This is a genomic window from Acinetobacter sp. PFS20 (assembly GCF_052261015.1).
Taxonomy (GTDB): domain Bacteria; phylum Pseudomonadota; class Gammaproteobacteria; order Pseudomonadales; family Moraxellaceae; genus Acinetobacter.
Window position 1 is genome coordinate 1,123,512 of sequence record NZ_JBPVZE010000001.1, and the last position, 22,033, is coordinate 1,145,544.

Here is a 22,033-nt window from a genome sequence, read left to right on the forward strand (position 1 = left end):
ATACATTGTTGAGATCAAATTTGCATTTAGTTCTTTTAGCATTAGGTTTTCATGATTTTGTCATACGTTCAACTTATAGTCTTAATACCGAAGCCAAGCCCGATTGCTTGGTTTTTTTATATGAAGTGAATTGGCGATGTTGAAAAAGTATGCATAATGTCAGACTAGGGAGCTACTCTCAAAATAAGGATGATAATTTGCATGTTGGTAAGGCTGAATGAAGAAAAAGTCTAAGCAATGGAAGTGGTGGTTATTTGCACTCATTGCATTTTTAATTTTTATTATTTTACAGATCCCGGCGACGTGGCTAATTTCTAAATTTTCAAAGAATAATCAAACTCTACACAATGTAAGTGGAAATATCTGGCAAGGCCAAGCAGATTGGCGGCGTGGTACTTTGAGAGGCTCGATTCATTGGAAAACTAGACCTCTTGACCTGTTTTTATTACGGTTCGCTGCTGATGTAGATATCCATAGTGGAAATACCCAATTATCTGGGGTAATGGGCTATGGCGTAGGTAAAAAAGTAATTGTAAAAGCTATGAATGGTCAGATTGCGCCTGAAACATTAAAACAAATTGTGAACTGGCAATGGCCTGTGAATAGTATCCAGTTAAAAGATATTAATTTTAGTTATAAAAAAGAGCAGGGTTTCGCCGCAGTTGACGGTCAATTGCATTGGGGTGGCGGTGCTTTAATTTATAATATTGGTGATCGTCAAGATCGGATGAATATGCCTTCTTTAACTGGCCAACTAACAGATCAAAACGGTCAACTACAAGTTGATATACGTGATCAACGCAGTCAAAAAATGGCGAATCTTTTATTAGATGCCAACATGATGCTTGATGTGCAGCTTACGCAAAGATTATTACTGAATATTCCATCTTATGATGGAAAAGCTGGTTTAGATACATTTGTCATTAGTTCTCGTCAGCCCTTAATACAAGGGGGTAACTAATGAAAGTGTGGATTGAGAAATTACAGCATCTACAATGGCAAAAATTAGATCGGTTAAGTGTGGTTGTATTTGCCGTTTTAATTCTATGGCTGTGCTGGAAATTGGCTTCATTATTTTGGTGGGTGATTGCACCTCCTCAAATGATGCAGTTTGATCGGGTAGAGTTAGGATCACAGCAACCACAAATTCCTAACATTAGTACTTTTTCGCTTTTTAATGAACCTTCAGCCAATGCAGCTCAGGAAAATGTCAACCTAGAATTACAAGGCGTGATGCTGGGTTATCCGAACCGTTTTTCTTCGGCTGTTATTAAGCTTGATAATACTGCTGACCGGTATCGGGTGGGAGAAACAATAGGTTCTACCTCTTATCAGTTGGCAGAAGTTTATTGGGATCACGTGATATTACGTCAAGGTAATGGAAGTACGCGTGAACTTCAGTTTAAAGGCTTGCCAAACGGTTTATATCAACCTATGACGCCAGATGCCTCACAACCAGCTGCTACTGCGCCTCAGTCATCGGCACCTGTTAATACGACTCAAGAGGCGTTAGGACAGGCTATTCAGCAAATGCAGGGGAACCGTGAACAATATCTACGTGATATGGGTGTAAGCGGGAACTCAAGCGAAGGTTTTGAAGTTACAGAACGTACACCCACTGCGCTTAGAAATAAGTTAGGTTTAAGGCCGGGTGACCGGATTGTTTCCTTAAACGGTCAAACGGTTGGGCAAGGACAAACGGATGTGCAGTTACTTGAACAGGCTCGTCGAGCTGGACAAGTGAAATTAGAAATAAAACGTGGTGATCAAGTGATGACCATACAACAAAATTTTTAGTGATAACACGTCACCATAAGAGTTAGGAATTATCGCAAGTTATGGCTTTATTGAATCATCAACGTCCACTTTGGGCATTACTTGCAGCTGCCCCATTGATTGCGACAGTGAGTAGCAGCGTTTATGCCCAGACATGGAAGATCAATTTACGTGATGCTGACTTAACTGCATTTATTAATGAAGTTGCAGATATTACGGGGAAAAACTTTGCAGTAGATCCGCGAGTGCGTGGCAATGTCACAGTAATATCGAATAAACCCCTTAATAAAGATGAAGTTTATGATCTGTTTCTTGGGGTCTTAAATGTAAATGGGGTAGTGGCAATTCCTTCAGGGAACACTATCAAGCTTGTACCAGATAGTAATGTTAAGAATTCGGGAATCCCTTACGATTCTAGAAATAGATTGCGTGGTGATCAAATTGTCACTCGAGTTATTTGGCTTGAAAATACGAATCCAAATGATTTAATTCCAGCACTTCGCCCTTTAATGCCGCAATTTGCACATATGGCTGCGATAGCAGGGACTAACGCGCTGATTGTTTCGGACCGAGCTGCAAATATCTACCAACTTGAAAATATCATTCGTAACCTCGACGGTACGGGGCAAAATGATATTGAGGCAATAAGTCTCCAATCGAGCCAAGCGGAAGAAATCATTACTCAACTTGAGGCAATGAGCGCTACGGGAGCATCTAAAGATTTTAATGGGGCCCGTATCCGTATTATTGCAGACAACCGAACGAATCGTATTTTAGTAAAGGGCGATCCTGAAACGCGTAAACGTATTCGCCATATGATTGAAATGTTGGATGTGCCTTCAGCAGACCGTTTAGGTGGCTTAAAAGTTTTTCGATTAAAATATGCAAGTGCAAAAAACTTATCTGAGATTTTGCAAGGCCTCGTAACAGGACAAGCTGTTTCTTCGTCAAATAATAGTTCTTCTAACTCATCGAATCCGATCAATAATTTGATGGGTAATAACCAAAATTCCAGTTCAAATACCTCTGGTTCAAATGGTAGCTCAATTTCTACGCCATCTATTAACCTAAATGGTAATTCAAATAATAGTAATCAGAACAGTATCTCTAGCTTTAGCCAAAATGGTGTGAGTATTATTGCGGATAATGCCCAAAACTCGTTAGTGGTTAAGGCCGATCCTCAATTAATGCGTGAAATTGAATCTGCGATTCAGCAGCTTGATGTTAGACGTCAACAAGTTCTGATTGAAGCTGCAATTATTGAAGTTTCAGGGGATGATGCGGACCAACTTGGAATCCAATGGGCGCTAGGTGATTTATCTAGTGGGATTGGTTTACTTAGCTTTAGTAATGTTGGTGCTAGTTTATCTTCTATTGCTGCTGGTTATTTATCGGGTGGTTCGGCTGGGGCAGCATCCGCTATTGCTGGGGGAGCCAATAAAGGTAATGGGGCAACTTTGGCTCTGGGTAATTTTGAGAATTCCCGTAAGGCTTACGGCGCATTAATTCAAGCGCTTAAAACCAACACCAAATCAAATTTGCTTTCGACACCATCTATTGTGACGATGGATAATGAAGAGGCTTATATTGTTGTCGGTCAGAATGTGCCCTTTGTAACAGGGTCAGTCACTACGAATAGTACAGGTATTAATCCCTATACAACTGTTGAACGTAAAGATGTGGGTGTGACATTAAAAGTTGTTCCGCATATCGGTGAAGGTGGTACAGTGCGTTTGGAAGTAGAGCAAGAAGTCTCTGCTGTTCAAGACAGTCGCGGGCAAGCAGCTGACTTGGTAACAAGTAAACGTGCTATTAAAACTGCTGTTTTGGCCGAACATGGACAGACAGTGGTCCTTGGTGGTTTGGTGTCGGATGATACGTCACTTTCAAGACAAGGCATACCTGGGTTGAGCAGTATCCCTTATGTTGGGCGATTGTTCCGATCAGATAATAGAAGCAATGTAAAACGCAACCTTCTCGTTTTTATCCACCCAACGATTGTAGGTGATGCAAACGATGTGCGCCGTTTGTCTCAGCAGCGCTATAGTCAACTTTATAGCTTGCAATTAGCGATGGATAGAAATGGCAATTTTGCCAAATTGCCTGAACAGGTTGATGATGTCTATAATCAAAAGATGACACCGCCAAGTATTAGCTCTCAGCCAAAAAATTATCAGCAAGTTCCTTCAGGTGGCAAAAGCTCGACAGTAACAACACCTGTAGCTGTAGAGCCATCGGTTCAAAGACAAACCTTACAGTTGCCTGAACCTGAAGTTAATCGTACTAAAAATACCGTAACAACAACGACACTGCGTCCAAGCACAGCACCGTAGTAGCATGTTATGATTGATAAAAAATGAATAGGACATACGCATGACTTGGAAATTACAAGCAATTACTGGCGAAATTACTGGCCAAGAAATTAATGTTGATCGTGATATGTTAGTTGGGCGCCATCAAGATGCTGATGTATTATTGCAAGCCGCTGAAATTTCACGTCGCCATGCTGCATTGCTTCTAAAAGATCAAGTGCTATGGGTGCAAGACCTTAATTCATCGAATGGCACATTTGTAAACGATATTCGTATTGAACAAGAAAAGCAGCTGCATGATGGTGATATTGTTCAATTTGCTAGCTTTAAATTTTCTGTATTAGCGCCTGCAAAAGAAATATTAGAGTTACCCGAAATCGAAGCAGAACCAGTGCAAACTGCTGCACTAACACAAGACTTAAGTGATCAAGGAATGCCAAGTCTTGCAGAGCGTGCTGCAGAAACAGAAGTTTGTCGCGATGGTATGCCACAGAATGTTTCTATACCAAAGCCTGCACCTATTCCAGAGGGTGTGGATGTCAATGTAAAACAACCATCACCTGTTGCCTTTGAGGAGCCTGTTTCTCGTGTTGCTGAAGAAAAAGAGCAACAGAAGAATGCCTCAGTTGGTTTAATCACTATTATTATTTTAGTAATTTTAGCTTTATTAGCATGGTTATTCTTTAAATAATCCGTTGCTGCTTTTACAATCAAGGCATGCTAAACGCATGCCTTTTAAATTTTGAGAAGAAGAAGATGTCTGTTGCACAATTAAGTAAGCGCGATTTAATTTTATTTGATCTAGATGGAACACTAGTTGATTCTGCTGCTGATTTATATAGATCAATGAATTTAAGTTTACAAGAATTAGAATGGCCTTTAATAACAGAAGCCCAGATCCGAGCATGGGTGGGTAAGGGAGTGTCTAAACTCTGTGAAAGTGTTCTGCTTCATATTTTTGGAAAATTAGATGCTGAACAGCATAAAGTTCTCTTGCAGAAATTTGTTGACATATACGGTGCGGAACTTTGTGTGAATACTCAAATTTATCCGGGTGTAACTGAGTTTTTAAAGCATTGTAAAACTTTGAATATACATATGGCATGTGTTACCAATAAGCCTGTGCAACTTGCTCAAGGGTTACTTGATGCATTAGAACTTTCTTCTTATTTTCAAGTTGTACTTGGAGGCGATAGCTTGCCAGAGAGAAAGCCACATCCCTTGCCTTTGTTGCATTGTATGCAAAGTCTAAAAATATCTGCGTCACAATCATTAATGATTGGCGATTCAAGTAATGATATTGAGGCTGCGCGTCGTGCGGGAATTGATTGTATTGTGGTTAGCTATGGCTATAATCATGGAGAAAATATTTATGATTGCAAGCCTCAGCAAGTGGTTGATAGTTTGGCTGAGTTAATTATCTAATGAGTGAAATGGAGATCAGCATGAATAAGCGTATGGTTTTTCGATGGCGTGTCTAAATCGAAACTAGAAAAACACACTTTTAAATCGAAACCATATTAGAGAAAAATTCATGACTACTTTAGCGCAATTTGAACAGCTTAAAGCATCAGGTTACAACACTATTCCAGTTTATCGTCAGCGTTTGGCAGATACGGAAACACCTTTATCTGTTTTTGCTCGTTTTAAGGAGCAAAAACAAGCTTATTTATTTGAATCGGTTGAAGGGGGTGAAAACTGGGCGCGTTACTCCATGATTGGTTTGGGTGAATCGACAGTTTTTTCATGCAATGCAGGCGTTTTATCGATACAGCATGCTGATGGTTCGATCACACAAGAAGATTGTCTAGATCCATTTGAATATATTCGTGAATTTCAGAAGCAATTTAAAGTTCCACCAGCTGAGTTTTTACCAGACTTACCAAGTTTTACGGGCGGGCTGGTTGGTTATTTAGGCTATGATGCGGTTCGCTATATAGAGCCACGGTTAAAGAACGTTCCTGCGGCTGATCCAATTACATTGCCGGATTTATGGTTAATGCTATCAAAAACGGTCATTGTCTTTGATAACCTTAAAGATACTCTATTTTTAATTGTTCATGCCGATACAGCACAGCCAAATGCTTATGAAGATGCGCAGCAAAAGTTAGATCAATTGGAACAGTTGTTGGCTACACCAGTTAGTTTGCAAGCTAAGCCGCATACACCCCCACATTTTGAATCGATTACAGGTAAAGCGAAATTTCTTGAGACCATAGAAAAGGTTAAAGAATACATCCGTGCAGGCGATGTTATGCAGGTTGTTCCTGGTCAACGTATGGTTTCCGACTTTGATGGGGAGGCTTTACAGGTTTACCGTGCTTTACGCCATTTAAATCCTTCGCCTTATTTGTTCTTAGTACAAGGTCAAACAATTACGGATCAAAAACCATTCCATATTGTAGGGTCATCACCTGAAATTCTCTCTCGTCTTGAAAATGGTATTGCGACAGTTCGCCCGTTGGCTGGTACGAGACCACGCGGAAAAACTAAAGAAGAAGATATTGCTTTAGAAAAAGACTTACTTTCTGATGAGAAAGAAATCGCAGAACATTTAATGTTGATTGACCTTGGTCGAAATGATGTTGGGCGAGTTTCTAAAATTGGTAAGGTCAAAGTGACTGATCAAATGGTGATTGAACGCTATTCGCATGTCATGCACATCGTTTCAAATGTACAAGGTGAGGTGCGTGATGATATCGATGCACTAGATGTATTTAAGGCAACTTTCCCAGCAGGTACTTTATCTGGTGCACCGAAAATTCGTGCAATGGAAATTATTGATGAAGTGGAGCCTGTAAAAAGAGGTGTTTTTGGTGGGGCAGTGGGATATTTAGGATGGCATGGTGAAATGGATATGTCGATTGCAATCCGTACGTGTGTAATCCGTGATAAAAAAGTGTATGTACAGGCTGGAGCGGGCTTAGTTGCTGACTCAAATCCTGAATCAGAATGGAATGAAACCCAAATAAAAGCTCGCGCAGTGATCAAAGCGGTTGAATTATCATCAAACGGATTGATTTTATGAGTTTTTAGCAGTTTTTTTTAAAAAACTGCTTGCATCGTTTGGAAGTTTTGCTAAACTGCACACCGTTCCGATACGAAACGTACGAAACACTAAGAAACGCCGGCATAGCTCAGTTGGTAGAGCAACTGACTTGTAATCAGTAGGTCCACAGTTCGAATCCGTGTGCCGGCACCATCTAAAGTGTGAAGTTGTTAAGTGTAGGATAACACTGAAATAAGTGTGATATGGTGAGATTCCCGAGCGGTCAAAGGGGGCGGACTGTAACTCCGCTACGAAAGTTTCGAAGGTTCGAATCCTTCTCTCACCACCATTAACTTCGATTGAAGTGCTAAGTATACCAGCATCGTGCGGGAGTAGCTCAGTTGGTAGAGCGGCAGCCTTCCAAGCTGCATGTCGCGAGTTCGACCCTCGTCTCCCGCTCCATCGAAGGATAATCGCTCTTATAGCTCAGTGGTAGAGCACTCCCTTGGTAAGGGAGAGGTCTCGAGTTCAAATCTCGATAAGAGCTCCAGATACAGTTTAGTAGATTTTCTACAAAGATTTAAAAAGCAGGCTTATTAGTCTGCTTTTCAAGTATTGGGTGTTTGATTTTTTAGGCGATATGTCGATGCTGAGTCTTGCTCAGAATTGTGTTCGACGTAAACGAGGACTATAAACATGGCTAAGGCTAAGTTTGAACGTAATAAGCCACACGTAAACGTGGGCACAATTGGTCACGTTGACCATGGTAAAACAACTTTAACTGCTGCGATTGCAACTATTTGTGCAAAAACTTACGGCGGTGAAGCGAAAGATTACTCACAAATCGACTCAGCACCTGAAGAAAAAGCACGTGGTATTACAATTAATACTTCACACGTAGAATACGATTCTCCAATCCGTCACTACGCTCACGTAGACTGCCCGGGCCACGCCGATTATGTTAAAAACATGATTACTGGTGCTGCTCAGATGGACGGCGCGATCCTTGTATGTGCTGCGACTGATGGTCCAATGCCACAAACTCGTGAACACATCCTTCTTTCTCGTCAGGTTGGTGTACCTTACATCATCGTATTCTTGAACAAGTGTGACCTTGTTGATGATGAAGAATTACTTGAATTAGTAGAAATGGAAGTTCGTGAACTTCTTTCTACTTATGACTTCCCAGGTGATGACACTCCTGTTATCCGTGGTTCAGCTCTTGCTGCTCTTAACGGTGATGCTGGTCAATATGGTGAGTCTTCAGTTCTTGCTCTTGTTGAAGCGCTTGATTCTTACATTCCAGAACCAGAACGTGCTATCGACAAAGCATTCTTAATGCCAATCGAAGACGTATTCTCAATTTCTGGTCGTGGTACTGTAGTAACAGGCCGTGTAGAAGCTGGTATCGTTAAAGTTGGTGAAGAAGTAGAGATCGTTGGTATTAAAGATACAGTTAAAACAACTGTAACTGGCGTAGAAATGTTCCGTAAACTTCTTGACGAAGGTCGTGCAGGCGAGAACTGTGGTGTTCTTTTACGTGGTACTAAGCGTGAAGACGTACAACGTGGTCAAGTACTTGCTAAACCGGGTACAATCAAGCCGCACACTAAATTCGATGCAGAAGTATACGTACTTTCTAAAGAAGAAGGTGGTCGTCATACTCCATTCCTTAACGGTTACCGTCCACAGTTCTACTTCCGTACAACTGACGTAACTGGCGCAATCCAATTACAAGACGGCGTTGAAATGGTTATGCCAGGCGACAACGTTGAAATGTCAGTAGAATTAATCCACCCAATCGCAATGGACCCAGGTCTACGTTTTGCGATCCGTGAAGGTGGTCGTACTGTAGGTGCTGGTGTTGTTGCGAAAGTAACTGCATAAGCATAATATAGTGACGGATTACGTCTCAAGTTGAGGGCTTTGGCTCTCAACTTGCATTATAGGTCAGTAGTTCAATTGGTAGAGCGTCGGTCTCCAAAACCGAATGTTGGGGGTTCGAGTCCCTCCTGACCTGCCATATTTTGAAATAAAAAGCTTGATGCTGGCTTAGTTGTTCATATAATAAGTCGCGAGTTCTACGACGAGTACAAAAATGTCGAATGATAAATCGCGTGACGCATTGAGCGACGCGCCAATTCCTCAAAGAAATAATTCTGCTGAAGTTGTTCGTTCTGGTTCGCCTTTAGATATTGTTCTATGGGTGATTGCAATTGCATTCTTGCTTTTAGCTACTATGGTGAATCAGTATTTACCAGCGTATTGGGCGCCTGCAAATAATATTTGGGTGCGCGTTGGGGCAATTTTTGCTTGTATCGTTGTGGCTTTAGGTTTATTATACGCCACCCATCAAGGTAAAGGCTTCGTTCGTTTGCTAAAAGATGCACGAGTCGAATTGCGTCGAGTAACTTGGCCAACAAAACAAGAAACAGTCACTACATCGTGGCAGGTTCTATTGGTTGTAGTTGTTGCATCATTGGTTTTATGGTGCTTTGACTATGGTTTGGGTTGGTTAATTAAGTTGATTATCGGGTAAAAGAGCTATGAAACGTTGGTACATTATTCATGCCTACTCTGGCTATGAAAAACAAGTGTTGCGTTCGCTTACAGAACGAATCCAGCGTAGCGCTGTTGCTGATAGCTTTGGTGATGTCCTTGTTCCTACCGAAGAAGTGGTAGAAATGAAGGATGGTAAGAAACGTAAATCTGAGCGTAAATTCTTTCCTGGCTATGTGTTAGTCGAAATGGAAATGAATGATGATACTTGGCATATCGTTAAAGAATGTCCAAAGGTTCTAGGTTTCATTGGTGGTACACCTGAAAAACCAGCACCAATCACTCAGCGCGAAGCAGATGCGATTCTTGCGCGTGTACGTAATACAGGTGAAGCACCACGTCCTAAGACGATGTTTGAGCCTGGTGAAGAATTACTTGTTATTGACGGTCCATTCACAGACTTTAAAGGTGTGGTGGAAGAAGTTCAATACGAAAAGTCACGTTTAACGTTGACGATTAATGTATTTAATCGACCAACTCAGGTTGAACTCGAATTTCGTCAAGTCGAAAAAACGATTTAATCTTAATTGGTTGAAAAGCGCCCGATTTTATCGGGCATTGTTGTTGTAACAGTAGTGTTGCGTAAAGATTGGGGAGCCTAGCGGCGTTCGTACCCAGAGGTATTTTAAAATGGCTAAGAAGATTGACGGCTATATCAAGCTGCAAGTTCCAGCTGGTAAAGCAAATCCATCTCCACCAATTGGTCCTGCATTAGGTCAACGTGGTGTAAACATCATGGCATTCTGTAAAGAATTCAATGCTGCTACACAAAAAGTTGAACCAGGTCTTCCAATTCCTGTAGTGATTACTGTGTACAACGACAAGTCGTTCACATTTATCATGAAAACTCCTCCAGCTTCTATTCTTCTTAAGAAAGCTGCTGGTATCCAAAAGGGTTCATCTGTACCAAACAAAACTAAAGTTGGTAAGTTGACTCGTGCTCAGTTAGAAGAAATTGCGACTACTAAAGAACCAGATTTAACTGGTGCTGATTTAGACGCACGTGTACGTACCATTGCTGGTTCTGCGCGTTCTATGGGCTTGGAAGTGGAGCTATAAGACATGGCAAAGTTAACTAAACGTCAAAAAGCCATTGCTGCTGCTGTTGAAGCAAACAAAGTTTACACTTTGGAAGAAGCAGTGCAAGTTCTTAACAGCCTACCTGCTGCAAAGTTCAAAGAATCTTTGGATGTAGCTGTAAATCTTGGTGTAGACCCACGTAAATCTGATCAGGTTGTTCGTGGTGCGACTACATTACCTGCTGGTACTGGTAAAACTGTACGTGTAGCTGTGTTTGCTCAAGGCGCGCAAGCAGAAGCTGCTAAAGAAGCTGGTGCAGACATCGTAGGTTTTGATGACCTTGCTGAAAGCATTCAAGGCGGAAACCTTGACTTTGATGTTGTAATCGCTGCTCCTGACGCTATGCGTGTTGTTGGTAAGCTCGGTACAATTCTTGGTCCACGTGGTTTAATGCCAAACCCTAAAGTTGGTACTGTAACTCCTGATGTAGCGAATGCTGTTAAAAACGCTAAATCTGGTCAGGCTCGTTACCGTGTAGACAAAGCGGGTATTATCCATGCTGCGATCGGTCAATTAGGCTTTGAAGCTGCTGCTATCCGTCAAAACGTTGAAACCTTAGTTGCTGACTTGAAAAAGTTAAAACCTGCAACTTCTAAAGGTGTATACATCAAAAAGATCACTTTGAGCTCAACTATGGGTCCTGGTCTTACTGTTGATGTAAGCAACGTTTCTAACTAAGTTTGAAACTTAGTCAAGAATTTTAAAGTCCTGATTGAGGGCAGAGTATAAAAATTATAGGTTTTTATACTCATTCAAAGTATTGCTTTGTTTCCTCACTCATCAGGCGGACTTTGAATTGATAAATGTAAATTTATCAGCGTCAAAGACCACAGGCGAAGAGACTTCTTTTGAATATCTTCTTAATAACCCAGCCTGCGTAGACGCGGTGGTGTGATTTATTCCTCCTCCGCGTGCAAGTCAAATCCTTATTGACTTGCGAATTGGGAGTGTACTTTTTTGAGTACATAAATCACCGTTAGGAGGTTTTACAATGGCTCTTCTTATTGAAAGCAAAAAACAGATCGTTGCTGAAGTGGCTCAAACTGCTTCTACAGCGTTCGCTGCCGTTGTTGCTGACTATCAAGGTTTAACCGTTGAGCAATTAACTACTCTTCGTGTTGAAGCTCGTAAACTAGGTGTTGCTACACGCGTTGTACGTAACACTTTGGCTAAACGTGCTCTTCAAGATACGCAATTTGCAATCTTGAATGACAACCTTGTTGGCCCAACAATCTTAGCATTCTCAACTTCTGAAGACGATATGGGTGCAGCTGCACGCTTGTTTGAAGAATTTGCTAAAACTAACAAAGCATTTGAATTAAAAGCTGCTGCATTTGATGGCAAACTTTATCAAGGTGCTGATGTTAGCGTTATCGCAAACCTTCCAAACCAAGAAAAAGCGCTTACTATGCTCGCATCTGTTCTTCAAGCTCCTATTTCGAAATTGGGTCGCTTACTTACAGCGCTTCAAGAGAAAAACGAGTCAGAAGCTGCTTAAGCTTAAATCTACTTCCACACCATTCAATACCCATTTGGAGTTAATCTCATGGCTTTAACAAACGAAGAAATCCTAAACGCAGTTGCTGAAAAAACTGTTCTTGAACTTGTTGAACTTATTTCTGCTTTTGAAGAAAAATTCAACGTATCTGCTGCTGCTGTAGCTGTAGCTGCTGCTCCTGCTGCTGCTGCTGCTGAAGAACAAACTGAATTCAACGTTGAGTTGACTTCTTTTGGTGCTAACAAAGTAGCTGTAATTAAAGCAGTTCGTGAAGCAACTGGCCTTGGTCTTAAAGAAGCTAAAGACCTAGTTGAAGGTGCTCCACAAGTTCTTAAAGAAGGCGTTTCTAAAGAAGAAGGCGAAGAACTTAAGAAGAAACTTGAAGAAGCTGGTGCTACAGTTACACTTAAGTAATTGTAAAAGGAGTCGGTTTTTAAATCGGCTCCATAAAATGGCTGATGGCTCTTGGGTCATCAGCCTTTTTGCGTTACAATAATCGGCTCGATTTTTGTTTGTTCTGTACAATAACTGTTATATTTCAGAAGAATCAAAGTAATTTCAAATGCTTACCAATATTTTTCTTTTTAAAAAATATTGTTAAGCGTTTTAATACCACTAAAAATTGCAGCATTTGTAAACAGTGGTGGCCATATCGGCCTGTGTAATTCCTTCTGAGCCCGTTCTGCAGGCGGGCTTGGTTTACTTTCCGAGGACTCCAGATGGCATACTCATATACCGAAAAGAAACGGATCCGTAAGAATTTTGGTAAATTGCCCCAAGTAATGGAAGCACCGTACTTACTTTCGATTCAGGTCGATTCGTATAGAACGTTCTTGCAAGGTGGCAAATCTCCAAAAAACCGCGAAGATATCGGTCTCCAAGCCGCATTTCGTTCAGTTTTTCCTATAGAAAGTTATTCTGGCAATGCTGCTTTAGAATTTGTTGAGTATAGCCTTGGTAAGCCTGAGTTTGATGTGCGTGAATGTATTTTACGTGGTTCGACTTATGCAGCACCAATGCGCGTAAAAATTCGTTTGATTATTAAAGATCGCGAAACTAAATCTATTAAAGACGTACGTGAACAAGAAGTCTACATGGGTGAAATGCCACTCATGACAGACAATGGTACCTTTGTTATCAATGGTACTGAGCGTGTAATTGTATCTCAATTACATCGTTCACCTGGTGTGTTCTTCGATCACGATAAAGGCAAAACACATTCAAGTGGTAAAGTACTTTATTCTGCACGTATTATTCCTTACCGTGGTTCATGGTTAGATTTCGAATTTGATGCTAAAGATTTAGTTTATGTACGTATTGACCGTCGTCGTAAATTATTAGCAACTGTTGTGTTGCGTGCATTGGGTTATAACAATGAACAAATCTTGAATTTGTTCTATGAGAAAGTGCCTGTATATCTTGATATGGGTAGCTATCAAATTGACCTCGTTCCAGATCGTCTGCGTGGCGAAATGGCGCAATTTGATATTGCTGACAATGACGGTAAAATCATTGTTGAACAAGGTAAACGTATTAATGCACGTCACGTACGTCAAATGGAAGCTTCTGGTTTAGCTAAGCTATCAGTTCCTGATGAGTACTTGTATGAGCGTATCACTGCTGAAGATATTACTTTACGTAATGGTGATGTGATTGCTGCAAATACATTGTTAAGCCATGAAGTTATGGTGAAACTGGCAGAAGGCGGCGTTAAACAATTCAATATCTTGTTTACGAACGATATTGACCGTGGTTCATTTGTTGCTGATTCATTACGTGCTGACACAACATCTGGTCGTGAAGAAGCATTAGTTGAAATCTATAAAGTAATGCGTCCAGGCGAGCCACCAACAAAAGAAGCTGCTGAAAACTTATTTAACAACTTATTCTTCTCTTCTGAACGTTATGACTTATCTCCAGTAGGTCGTATGAAGTTCAACCGTCGTTTGGGTCGCCCATACGAAGTTGGTACTGATCAGAAGTCACGTGAAGTAGAAGGTATTTTATCGCACGAAGATATCATCGATGTATTACGTACATTAGTTGAAATCCGTAACGGTAAAGGTGAAGTCGACGATATCGATCACTTGGGTAACCGTCGTGTACGTTCTGTTGGTGAAATGACTGAAAACCAATTCCGTGTTGGTTTAGTTCGTGTTGAACGTGCTGTTAAAGAACGTTTAAGCCAAGCAGAAACAGATAATTTGTCTCCACAAGATCTCATTAACGCAAAACCAGTTGCAGCTGCAATCAAAGAATTCTTTGGTTCAAGCCAATTGTCTCAGTTTATGGATCAAAACAACCCATTATCTGAAATTACACATAAACGTCGTGTTTCAGCGCTTGGACCTGGTGGTTTAACGCGTGAACGTGCGGGCTTTGAAGTACGTGACGTACATCAAACTCACTATGGTCGTGTATGTCCAATTGAAACGCCTGAAGGTCCAAACATTGGTTTGATCAACTCGCTTTCTGTATATGCAAAAGCGAATGACTTCGGTTTCTTGGAAACACCATACCGTAGAGTAGTAGATGGTCGTGTAACTGATGCAGTTGAATATTTATCTGCTATTGAAGAAGTGGGTACTGTTATTGCACAGGCCGACTCTGCTGTAGATAAAGATGGCAACTTAACAGAAGAATTCGTTTCTGTTCGTCATCAAGGTGAATTCGTACGTATGCCACCTGAAAAAGTGACGCATATGGATGTATCTGCACAGCAGGTTGTATCTGTAGCTGCATCGCTTATTCCATTCCTTGAACACGATGACGCGAACCGTGCATTAATGGGTTCAAACATGCAACGTCAGGCAGTTCCTACTCTACGTGCGGATAAACCGCTTGTAGGTACAGGTATGGAAGCGAACGTAGCACGTGACTCTGGTGTATGTGTGATCGCAAACCGTGGTGGTGCGATTGAATATGTAGATGCTTCTCGTATCGTTATTCGTGTAAACGAAGATGAAATGATTGCAGGTGAGGCTGGTGTAGATATTTATAACCTCATTAAATATACACGTTCTAACCAAAACACTTGTATTAACCAAAATATTATCGTGAATTTGGGCGACAAAGTTGCTCGCGGTGACATTTTGGCAGACGGTCCGTCAACAGATATGGGTGAGCTTGCGCTTGGTCAAAACATGCGTGTAGCGTTCATGACGTGGAATGGTTACAACTACGAAGACTCGATCTTATTATCTGAGCGTGTACTTCAAGAAGACCGTTTAACTTCTATTCATATTCAAGAATTATCATGTGTAGCGCGTGATACTAAGTTAGGTGCAGAAGAAATTACTGCCGATATTCCTAACGTAGGTGAAGCTGCACTTTCTAAACTTGATGAATCAGGTATCGTTTATATCGGTGCTGAAGTTACTGCTGGTGACATCCTTGTTGGTAAAGTAACGCCTAAAGGTGAAACTCAGTTAACTCCTGAAGAAAAATTGCTTCGTGCAATCTTTGGTGAGAAAGCAGCCGACGTTAAAGACTCATCTTTACGTGTTCCATCTGGTACTAAAGGTACAGTTATCGATGTTCAAGTCTTCACTCGTGATGGCTTAGAGAAAGATGACCGTGCGTTAGCAATTGAAAAAGCACAGCTTGACTCTTACCGTAAAGACTTGAAAGAAGAATACAAGATCTTTGAAGAAGCAGCACGTGAGCGTGTAATTCGTTTGCTTAAAGGCCAAGAATCTAACGGTGGTGGTTCGACTAAACGTGGCGACAAACTTGTTGAAGATATGTTGTCTGGTTTAGAGCTTGTTGACTTACTTGAAATCCAACCTACAGACGAAGCAATTGCTGAACGTTTATCTCAAATTCAAGTGTTCTTGAAAGAGAAGAGTGCAGAAATTGATGAGAAGTTTGCAGAGAAGAAACGTAAGCTTTCAACTGGTGATGAGTTAACAACAGGCGTTCTGAAAGTTGTTAAAGTTTACCTAGCAGTTAAACGTCGCATTCAGCCTGGTGATAAAATGGCTGGTCGTCACGGTAACAAAGGTGTTGTATCTAACATTTTACCCGTTGAAGACATGCCACACGATGCGAACGGTGTACCGGTAGATATCGTATTGAACCCATTGGGTGTACCATCTCGTATGAACGTGGGTCAGATTCTTGAGACTCACTTGGGTATGGCGGCTAAAGGGCTTGGCGATAAAATCGAAAAAATGTTGAAAGAACAGCGTACAGTTTTAGAACTTCGCGAATTCTTAGACAAGATTTATAACAAAGTTGGTGGCGAGCAAGAAGATCTTGATAGCTTAACTGATGCTGAAGTTTTGGCTCTTTCTGGCAACTTACGTGCTGGTGTGCCTTTAGCTACTCCTGTATTTGATGGTGCTGAAGAAAGCCAAATTAAAGACTTACTTGAATTAGCTGACATTTCACGTACTGGTCAAACAGTATTGTTTGATGGTCGTACGGGTGAACAGTTTGATCGTCCTGTAACTGTAGGTTACATGTACATGCTCAAATTGAACCACTTGGTTGATGACAAAATGCATGCGCGTTCAACTGGTTCTTACTCACTTGTTACACAACAACCGCTTGGTGGTAAAGCACAGTTCGGTGGTCAGCGTTTCGGTGAGATGGAGGTCTGGGCACTTGAAGCTTACGGTGCAGCATATACTCTTCAAGAGATGTTAACTGTTAAGTCGGATGACGTTGAAGGTCGTACACGCATCTATAAGAATATTGTAGATGGTAACCATTATATGGATCCGGGTATGCCTGAATCGTTCAACGTATTGACCAAAGAGATCCGTTCTTTAGGTATCAACATTGAACTGAAAAATGGTGACTAAGTCGTAAGACTCACGATTTTTTAGGAAAAAACAATATTTGTGACCCAGTCGGGTAAGCGTTGCTTCCCGACACACGGAGAAAAAAATTGAAAGACTTGCTCGATATCATGCGTAAGAAAACGGACTCAGATGGTCATGCACCAATTGAGTTTGACCGTATCCGTATTGGTCTTGCGTCACCAGAAATGATTAAGTCATGGTCTCATGGTGAAGTTAAAAAACCTGAGACAATTAACTACCGTACGTTTAAACCAGAACGTGACGGTTTGTTCTGTGCCAAAATTTTTGGTCCAGTAAAAGATTACGAATGCTTGTGTGGTAAATACAAGCGTATGAAATACAAAGGCGTCATTTGTGAAAAATGTGGCGTTGAAGTAACTACAGCGAAAGTTCGTCGTGAACGTATGGGTCACATTGAACTCGCTTCTCCAGTTGCACATATCTGGTTCTTAAAATCGTTACCATCTCGTATCGGTTTATTACTTGATATGACGCTTCGTGATATCGAACGCGTATTGTATTTCGAATCATACGTTGTAACTGATCCTGGTATGACTCCGTTTGAAAAGTATCAACTTTTAACAGACGAAGAATACTTCAATGCACTTGAAGAGCACGGTGATGAGTTCACTGCGAAAATGGGTGCAGAAGCGATTCAGGACTTATTAAAAGATATCGATCTTGAAGCTGAAATCGCACGTTTACGTGAAGAAATTCCTCAAACAACTTCTGAAACGAAGTTGAAAAAAGCGTCTAAACGCTTGAAATTGATGGAAGCATTCAACGATTCAAACAACAAGCCAGAATGGATGGTGATGAATGTACTTCCTGTACTTCCACCAGATTTACGTCCATTAGTTCCACTTGAAGGTGGTCGTTTCGCGACTTCTGACTTGAACGATTTATATCGTCGTGTCATTAACCGTAACAACCGTTTGAAGCGTCTTCTTGATCTTGCAGCACCAGACATTATCGTACGTAACGAAAAACGTATGTTACAAGAGTCTGTAGATGCATTACTTGATAATGGTCGTCGTGGTCGTGCAATTACCGGTTCTAACAAACGTCCATTAAAATCTTTGGCAGATATGATCAAAGGTAAACAAGGTCGTTTCCGTCAGAACTTACTTGGTAAGCGTGTTGACTATTCTGGTCGTTCGGTAATTACTGTAGGTCCTACTTTACGTCTTCACCAATGTGGTCTTCCGAAGAAAATGGCACTTGAATTATTCAAGCCATTTATTTTTGCGAAACTACAAGCTTCAGGTCAAGCAACAACCATTAAAGCTGCGAAGAAAATGGTTGAACGCGAGACTCCAGAAGTTTGGGACGTTCTTGCTTCTGTAATTCGTCAACATCCCGTAATGTTGAACCGTGCGCCAACACTTCACCGTTTAGGTCTTCAAGCATTTGAACCTATTCTTATTGAAGGTAAGGCAATCCGTCTTCACCCACTCGTTTGTGCTGCGTTTAACGCCGACTTCGATGGTGACCAAATGGCGGTACACGTTCCATTGACACTTGAAGCACAGTTAGAAGCTCGTGCATTGATGATGTCAACAAACAACATCTTGTCACCAGCGAATGGTGAGCCGATCATCGTTCCTTCTCAGGACGTTGTCTTGGGTCTTTACTACATCACGCGTGATGCAGTAAATGCTAAAGGCGAAGGCATGGTGTTTGCTGATACTCACGAAGTAAACCGTGCGCTTGCAACTGGTCAGGTTGCGATCCATGCTCGTGTTAAAGTACGTGTGCATCAAACTGTTATCAATGAAAATGGTGAACGTGAACACGGAACTATTATTGTTGATACGACACCAGGTCGTTGTTTGCTTTGGGAAGTTGTTCCACAAGGCTTAAGCTTTGACATGATCAACCTTGAGATGACTAAAAAGAATATCTCGAAGTTAATCAACTCTTGCTACCGTAAACTTGGTTTGAAAGATACTGTTATCTTTGCTGACCAATTAATGTACTTGGGCTTCCGTCAAGCGACTCGTTCAGGTGTATCTGTAGGTATGGAAGACATGTTAATTCCACCTACTAAACACACAATTATTGATAAAGCTGAAACAGAAGTTCGTGAAATCGAACAACAGTTCGAACAAGGTTTCGTAACTGCTGGTGAGCGTTATAACAAAGTTGTCGATATCTGGGCGCGTACAAACGACCAAGTTGCTAAAGCGATGATGGATAACTTGTCTTATACACTTGTGAAAAACAAACAAGGTGAAGACGAGAAACAAAAATCATTCAACAGCATCTATATGATGTCTGACTCTGGTGCCCGTGGTAGTGCGGCGCAGATTCGTCAGCTTGCTGGTATGCGTGGCTTGATGGCAAAACCGGATGGTTCGATTATCGAAACACCGATTAAAGCGAACTTCCGTGAAGGTTTAACAGTACTTCAGTACTTTATTTCAACACACGGTGCGCGTAAAGGTTTGGCCGATACAGCATTAAAAACTGCGAACTCAGGTTACTTGACTCGTCGTCTTGTAGACGTAGCGCAAGATTTGGTAATTACCGAACCTGACTGTGGTACAGCTGGTGGTCTGGTGATGACTCCATTCATTCAAGGTGGTGATGTCATCGAGCCATTACGTGACCGCGTATTAGGTCGTGTAACTGCTGAAGACGTACGTCGTGCATCTGATGATGAAGTTGTATTACCTCGTGGTACGTTAATTGACGAAAAAATCGCAGCTCATCTTGAAGAAGCGGGTGTGGATGAAGTCAAAGTACGTTCAGTAATTGCTTGTGAATCTGCTTTTGGTGTATGTGCTAGATGTTATGGCCGTGACCTTGCACGTGGTCACTTGGTTAACCCAGGTGAATCAGTTGGTGTAATGGCAGCACAATCTATTGGTGAACCAGGTACACAGTTAACGATGCGTACGTTCCACGTTGGTGGTGCTGCGAGCCGAACTTCTGCTGCGAACAGTGTTCAAGTACGTAACAAAGGTACTGTACGTTTCCATAACGTGAAAACTGTACAACATGCAAAAGGCCACTTGGTTTCAGTTTCACGTTCAGGTGAAATTGGTATTGCCGATGATTTAGGTCGTGAGCGCGAGCGTTATAAGCTTCCTTACGGTGCAAGCATCTTGTTGAAAGATGGTGAAGCTGTTGAAGCTGGCGGTATCGTAGCGACTTGGGATCCGCATACACATCCATTAGTAACAGAAGTTGCTGGTAAAGCACGTTTCAGCCAAATCGCTGATGGTGTAACTGCAACATCGAAAACTGATGATGCAACTGGTATGACTACTGTTGAAATCTTGCCTGTAACAGCTCGTCCTGCTTCTGGTAAAGATTTACGTCCTGCAATCGTGTTGGATACAACAGATGGCGGCGAACAGTTCTACTTCTTGCCACAAAACACAATCGTAACTGTTCGCGATGGCGAAACGATTGGTGTCGGTGACGTAATTGGTCGTGTACCACAAGAAACATCACGTACTCGTGATATTACCGGTGGTCTTCCGCGTGTAGCTGACTTATTCGAAGCACGTAAACCGAAAGAACATGCAATTCTTGCTGAAGTTTCAGGTGTTGTAAGCTTCGGTAAAGAAACTAAGGGTAAAAACCGTTTAGTAATTACCCCAGATGATGGTTCTGAGATTTACGAAGAATTGATTCCAAAATGGCGTCAAATCAACGTGTTCGAAGGCGAGCATGTGAACCGTGGTGAAACAGTTTCTGATGGTCCACAAAACCCGCACGACATCTTACGTTTGAAAGGTGAAGTTGCATTAACTAACTACATCGTGAACGAAGTTCAAGACGTATACCGTCTCCAAGGTGTAAAAATCAACGACAAACATATTGAAGTTATCGTACGTCAAATGTTGCGTAAAGTTGATATCACTGATGGTGGTGATACAAGCTTCATCAAAGGCGAGCAAGTGGATTACATCCGCGTTGTTCAAGAGAACCAAGCTGTCTTGGCTCAGAACAAGTTCCCTGCGAAGTTTGAACGTCAATTGATGGGTATTACGAAAGCATCGCTTTCTACAGACTCGTTCATCTCTGCTGCATCGTTCCAGGAAACAACTCGTGTGTTAACTGAAGCTGCTGTAACAGGTAAAGAAGATGATTTACGTGGCTTGAAAGAAAACGTTGTAGTGGGTCGCTTGATTCCAGCTGGTACTGGTCTTGCATACCACTTAGAACGTCGTCGTCAAGAAGCAGAAGCTGCTGAACATGAGCTTCACAATGACTTCAGCGAAGTAGACCAAGCATTTAGCCAAGCATTAAACTCAGAACAATTCTAAGTTTAGACTGGCATTAAAAAAGGCACCTCAGGGTGCCTTTTTTATTTATATTTATTTATAACAATTAAAAGTGGTAATTACATAAACATATTAAAGAGCCATTATTTTATTACTTAAGCGGGATAAACGCTCCACAAAAACAGATTAGGCTACATGCTTATGGAGACTGGAGTAAATCTAATGAAAAAAATGATGACGATTGTTAGTGTTGGCCTGATGTCAACAACTTTGTTTGTTGGTTGCCAGAATGCGAGCCCAGAGAGTAAACGTATTGGTTCGGCTGCGATCGGTGGTGGCGCAGGTGGTGCTGTAGGTAAACATGTGGGCGGTAATATTGGCGCAGGTTTAGGAGCGGCTCTCGGTGCCGGCGTAGCAGCTAATGCAAAAGGATCTAGTAGTAAAACCGTGCGTAATAGTGCAATTGGTGCCGGTGTTGGTGCGGTGTTAGGTGGCGCAATCATTGGTGGTGATGCTGGTGCTGCTACAGGTGGTGCTCTGGGTGGTAGTGCGGGCGCAGCTTATGAAGAGAAGAAAGGGAAGTACTAAAAGTATTCCTAATAATGTTTAAACCTAGAAGTCTTTAACCTGTTAGAGGCTTCTTTTTTATGTCTTTTTTATAATTAAAATTTTGTTTGATGAGTATAAATAGAAGAGCTTTACAAAATATCAATCGATTAGGACAGATGAATAACACAATCTGATCAAATTCCTCATAAAAGAGGATTATTCTT

16 protein-coding genes and 5 tRNA genes are annotated in these 22,033 nt (G+C 41.5%); all 21 read left to right on the forward strand.

Annotated elements, in window-relative coordinates; genetic code table 11:
• The first annotated feature begins 217 nt into the window (after positions 1-217).
• A complete protein-coding gene (gene gspN, locus ACS125_RS05350; RefSeq protein ID WP_151964617.1) occupies positions 218-961 on the forward strand; it encodes a type II secretion system protein N in 744 nt (247 codons plus the stop codon).
• Positions 961-1,797 carry a type II secretion system protein N gene (locus tag ACS125_RS05355; RefSeq protein WP_004795111.1) on the forward strand — a complete coding sequence of 279 codons (837 nt, stop codon included), beginning with the start codon at positions 961-963 and terminating at the stop codon, positions 1,795-1,797. Before gspN ends, ACS125_RS05355 begins: the two co-directional genes overlap by 1 nt.
• Positions 1,798-1,838: 41 nt before the next feature.
• Positions 1,839-4,109 (forward strand): type II secretion system secretin GspD, encoded by a 2,271-nt coding sequence (gspD, locus tag ACS125_RS05360; RefSeq protein ID WP_443270953.1) that lies wholly within the window; start codon positions 1,839-1,841, stop codon positions 4,107-4,109.
• Between the two features lie 40 nt (positions 4,110-4,149).
• Positions 4,150-4,779, forward strand: a complete 630-nt coding sequence (locus tag ACS125_RS05365; RefSeq protein ID WP_443270955.1) for an FHA domain-containing protein — start codon at positions 4,150-4,152, stop codon at positions 4,777-4,779.
• Positions 4,780-4,844: 65 nt separating this feature from the next.
• The gene (locus ACS125_RS05370; RefSeq protein ID WP_151964621.1) at positions 4,845-5,513 is read left to right on the forward strand and encodes a phosphoglycolate phosphatase; all 669 of its coding nucleotides are present in this window, start codon (positions 4,845-4,847) and stop codon (positions 5,511-5,513) included.
• A 109-nt stretch (positions 5,514-5,622) separates the two neighbouring features.
• Entirely contained in the window at positions 5,623-7,116 is a 1,494-nt protein-coding gene (trpE, locus tag ACS125_RS05375; RefSeq protein WP_174731723.1) for an anthranilate synthase component I, read from the forward strand.
• Positions 7,117-7,214: 98 nt separating this feature from the next.
• A tRNA-Thr gene (locus ACS125_RS05380) sits at positions 7,215-7,290 on the forward strand.
• A gap of 52 nt (positions 7,291-7,342) precedes the next feature.
• Positions 7,343-7,426, forward strand: a tRNA-Tyr gene (locus ACS125_RS05385).
• A gap of 37 nt (positions 7,427-7,463) precedes the next feature.
• Positions 7,464-7,539: transfer RNA gene (locus ACS125_RS05390), tRNA-Gly, on the forward strand.
• Positions 7,540-7,552: 13 nt separating this feature from the next.
• Positions 7,553-7,627 (forward strand) — tRNA-Thr (locus tag ACS125_RS05395).
• Between the two features lie 146 nt (positions 7,628-7,773).
• Positions 7,774-8,964 (forward strand): elongation factor Tu, encoded by a 1,191-nt coding sequence (gene tuf / locus ACS125_RS05400; RefSeq protein ID WP_004794160.1) that lies wholly within the window; start codon positions 7,774-7,776, stop codon positions 8,962-8,964.
• 60 nt (positions 8,965-9,024) lie between these two features.
• Positions 9,025-9,100 (forward strand) — tRNA-Trp (locus tag ACS125_RS05405).
• A gap of 75 nt (positions 9,101-9,175) precedes the next feature.
• Complete coding sequence (gene secE / locus ACS125_RS05410) at positions 9,176-9,616, forward strand: preprotein translocase subunit SecE (protein ID WP_004795106.1); 441 nt, start codon at positions 9,176-9,178, stop codon at positions 9,614-9,616.
• Positions 9,617-9,623: 7 nt separating this feature from the next.
• Positions 9,624-10,157 (forward strand): transcription termination/antitermination protein NusG, encoded by a 534-nt coding sequence (gene nusG / locus ACS125_RS05415; RefSeq protein ID WP_003654499.1) that lies wholly within the window; start codon positions 9,624-9,626, stop codon positions 10,155-10,157.
• Positions 10,158-10,266: 109 nt separating this feature from the next.
• On the forward strand, positions 10,267-10,695 hold the full coding sequence (gene rplK, locus ACS125_RS05420; RefSeq protein ID WP_001074682.1) for a 50S ribosomal protein L11: 429 nt from the start codon (positions 10,267-10,269) through the stop codon (positions 10,693-10,695).
• 3 nt (positions 10,696-10,698) lie between these two features.
• Positions 10,699-11,394, forward strand: a complete 696-nt coding sequence (gene rplA, locus ACS125_RS05425; protein ID WP_004795104.1) for a 50S ribosomal protein L1 — start codon at positions 10,699-10,701, stop codon at positions 11,392-11,394.
• A 313-nt stretch (positions 11,395-11,707) separates the two neighbouring features.
• Positions 11,708-12,214: a 50S ribosomal protein L10 gene (gene rplJ, locus ACS125_RS05430; protein WP_004699170.1), complete on the forward strand. Its 507-nt coding sequence runs from the start codon at positions 11,708-11,710 to the stop codon at positions 12,212-12,214.
• 48 nt (positions 12,215-12,262) lie between these two features.
• Positions 12,263-12,628 carry a 50S ribosomal protein L7/L12 gene (rplL, locus tag ACS125_RS05435; protein WP_004795102.1) on the forward strand — a complete coding sequence of 122 codons (366 nt, stop codon included), beginning with the start codon at positions 12,263-12,265 and terminating at the stop codon, positions 12,626-12,628.
• Positions 12,629-12,933: 305 nt separating this feature from the next.
• A complete protein-coding gene (rpoB, locus tag ACS125_RS05440; protein WP_004795100.1) occupies positions 12,934-17,022 on the forward strand; it encodes a DNA-directed RNA polymerase subunit beta in 4,089 nt (1,362 codons plus the stop codon).
• Positions 17,023-17,108: 86 nt separating this feature from the next.
• Positions 17,109-21,302, forward strand: a complete 4,194-nt coding sequence (gene rpoC / locus ACS125_RS05445) for a DNA-directed RNA polymerase subunit beta' (protein WP_013199106.1) — start codon at positions 17,109-17,111, stop codon at positions 21,300-21,302.
• 180 nt (positions 21,303-21,482) lie between these two features.
• A complete protein-coding gene (locus tag ACS125_RS05450) occupies positions 21,483-21,848 on the forward strand; it encodes a DNA transfer protein p32 (RefSeq protein ID WP_151964102.1) in 366 nt (121 codons plus the stop codon).
• Positions 21,849-22,033: the final 185 nt, after the last annotated feature.

Bases quoted from the DNA above. Each gene is read 5' to 3' on its own strand.
- nusG (WP_003654499.1), top strand. From the start codon at position 9,624: ATGAAACGTTGGTACATTATTCATGCCTACTCTGGCTATGAAAAACAA.
- rpoB (WP_004795100.1), top strand. From the start codon at position 12,934: ATGGCATACTCATATACCGAAAAGAAACGGATCCGTAAGAATTTTGGT.
- rplK (WP_001074682.1), top strand. From the start codon at position 10,267: ATGGCTAAGAAGATTGACGGCTATATCAAGCTGCAAGTTCCAGCTGGT.
- rplA (WP_004795104.1), top strand. From the start codon at position 10,699: ATGGCAAAGTTAACTAAACGTCAAAAAGCCATTGCTGCTGCTGTTGAA.
- tuf (WP_004794160.1), top strand. From the start codon at position 7,774: ATGGCTAAGGCTAAGTTTGAACGTAATAAGCCACACGTAAACGTGGGC.
- ACS125_RS05355 (WP_004795111.1), top strand. From the start codon at position 961: ATGAAAGTGTGGATTGAGAAATTACAGCATCTACAATGGCAAAAATTA.
- gspD (WP_443270953.1), top strand. From the start codon at position 1,839: ATGGCTTTATTGAATCATCAACGTCCACTTTGGGCATTACTTGCAGCT.
- rplJ (WP_004699170.1), top strand. From the start codon at position 11,708: ATGGCTCTTCTTATTGAAAGCAAAAAACAGATCGTTGCTGAAGTGGCT.
- secE (WP_004795106.1), top strand. From the start codon at position 9,176: ATGTCGAATGATAAATCGCGTGACGCATTGAGCGACGCGCCAATTCCT.
- rplL (WP_004795102.1), top strand. From the start codon at position 12,263: ATGGCTTTAACAAACGAAGAAATCCTAAACGCAGTTGCTGAAAAAACT.
- ACS125_RS05370 (WP_151964621.1), top strand. From the start codon at position 4,845: ATGTCTGTTGCACAATTAAGTAAGCGCGATTTAATTTTATTTGATCTA.
- ACS125_RS05450 (WP_151964102.1), top strand. From the start codon at position 21,483: ATGAAAAAAATGATGACGATTGTTAGTGTTGGCCTGATGTCAACAACT.
- gspN (WP_151964617.1), top strand. From the start codon at position 218: ATGAAGAAAAAGTCTAAGCAATGGAAGTGGTGGTTATTTGCACTCATT.
- ACS125_RS05365 (WP_443270955.1), top strand. From the start codon at position 4,150: ATGACTTGGAAATTACAAGCAATTACTGGCGAAATTACTGGCCAAGAA.
- trpE (WP_174731723.1), top strand. From the start codon at position 5,623: ATGACTACTTTAGCGCAATTTGAACAGCTTAAAGCATCAGGTTACAAC.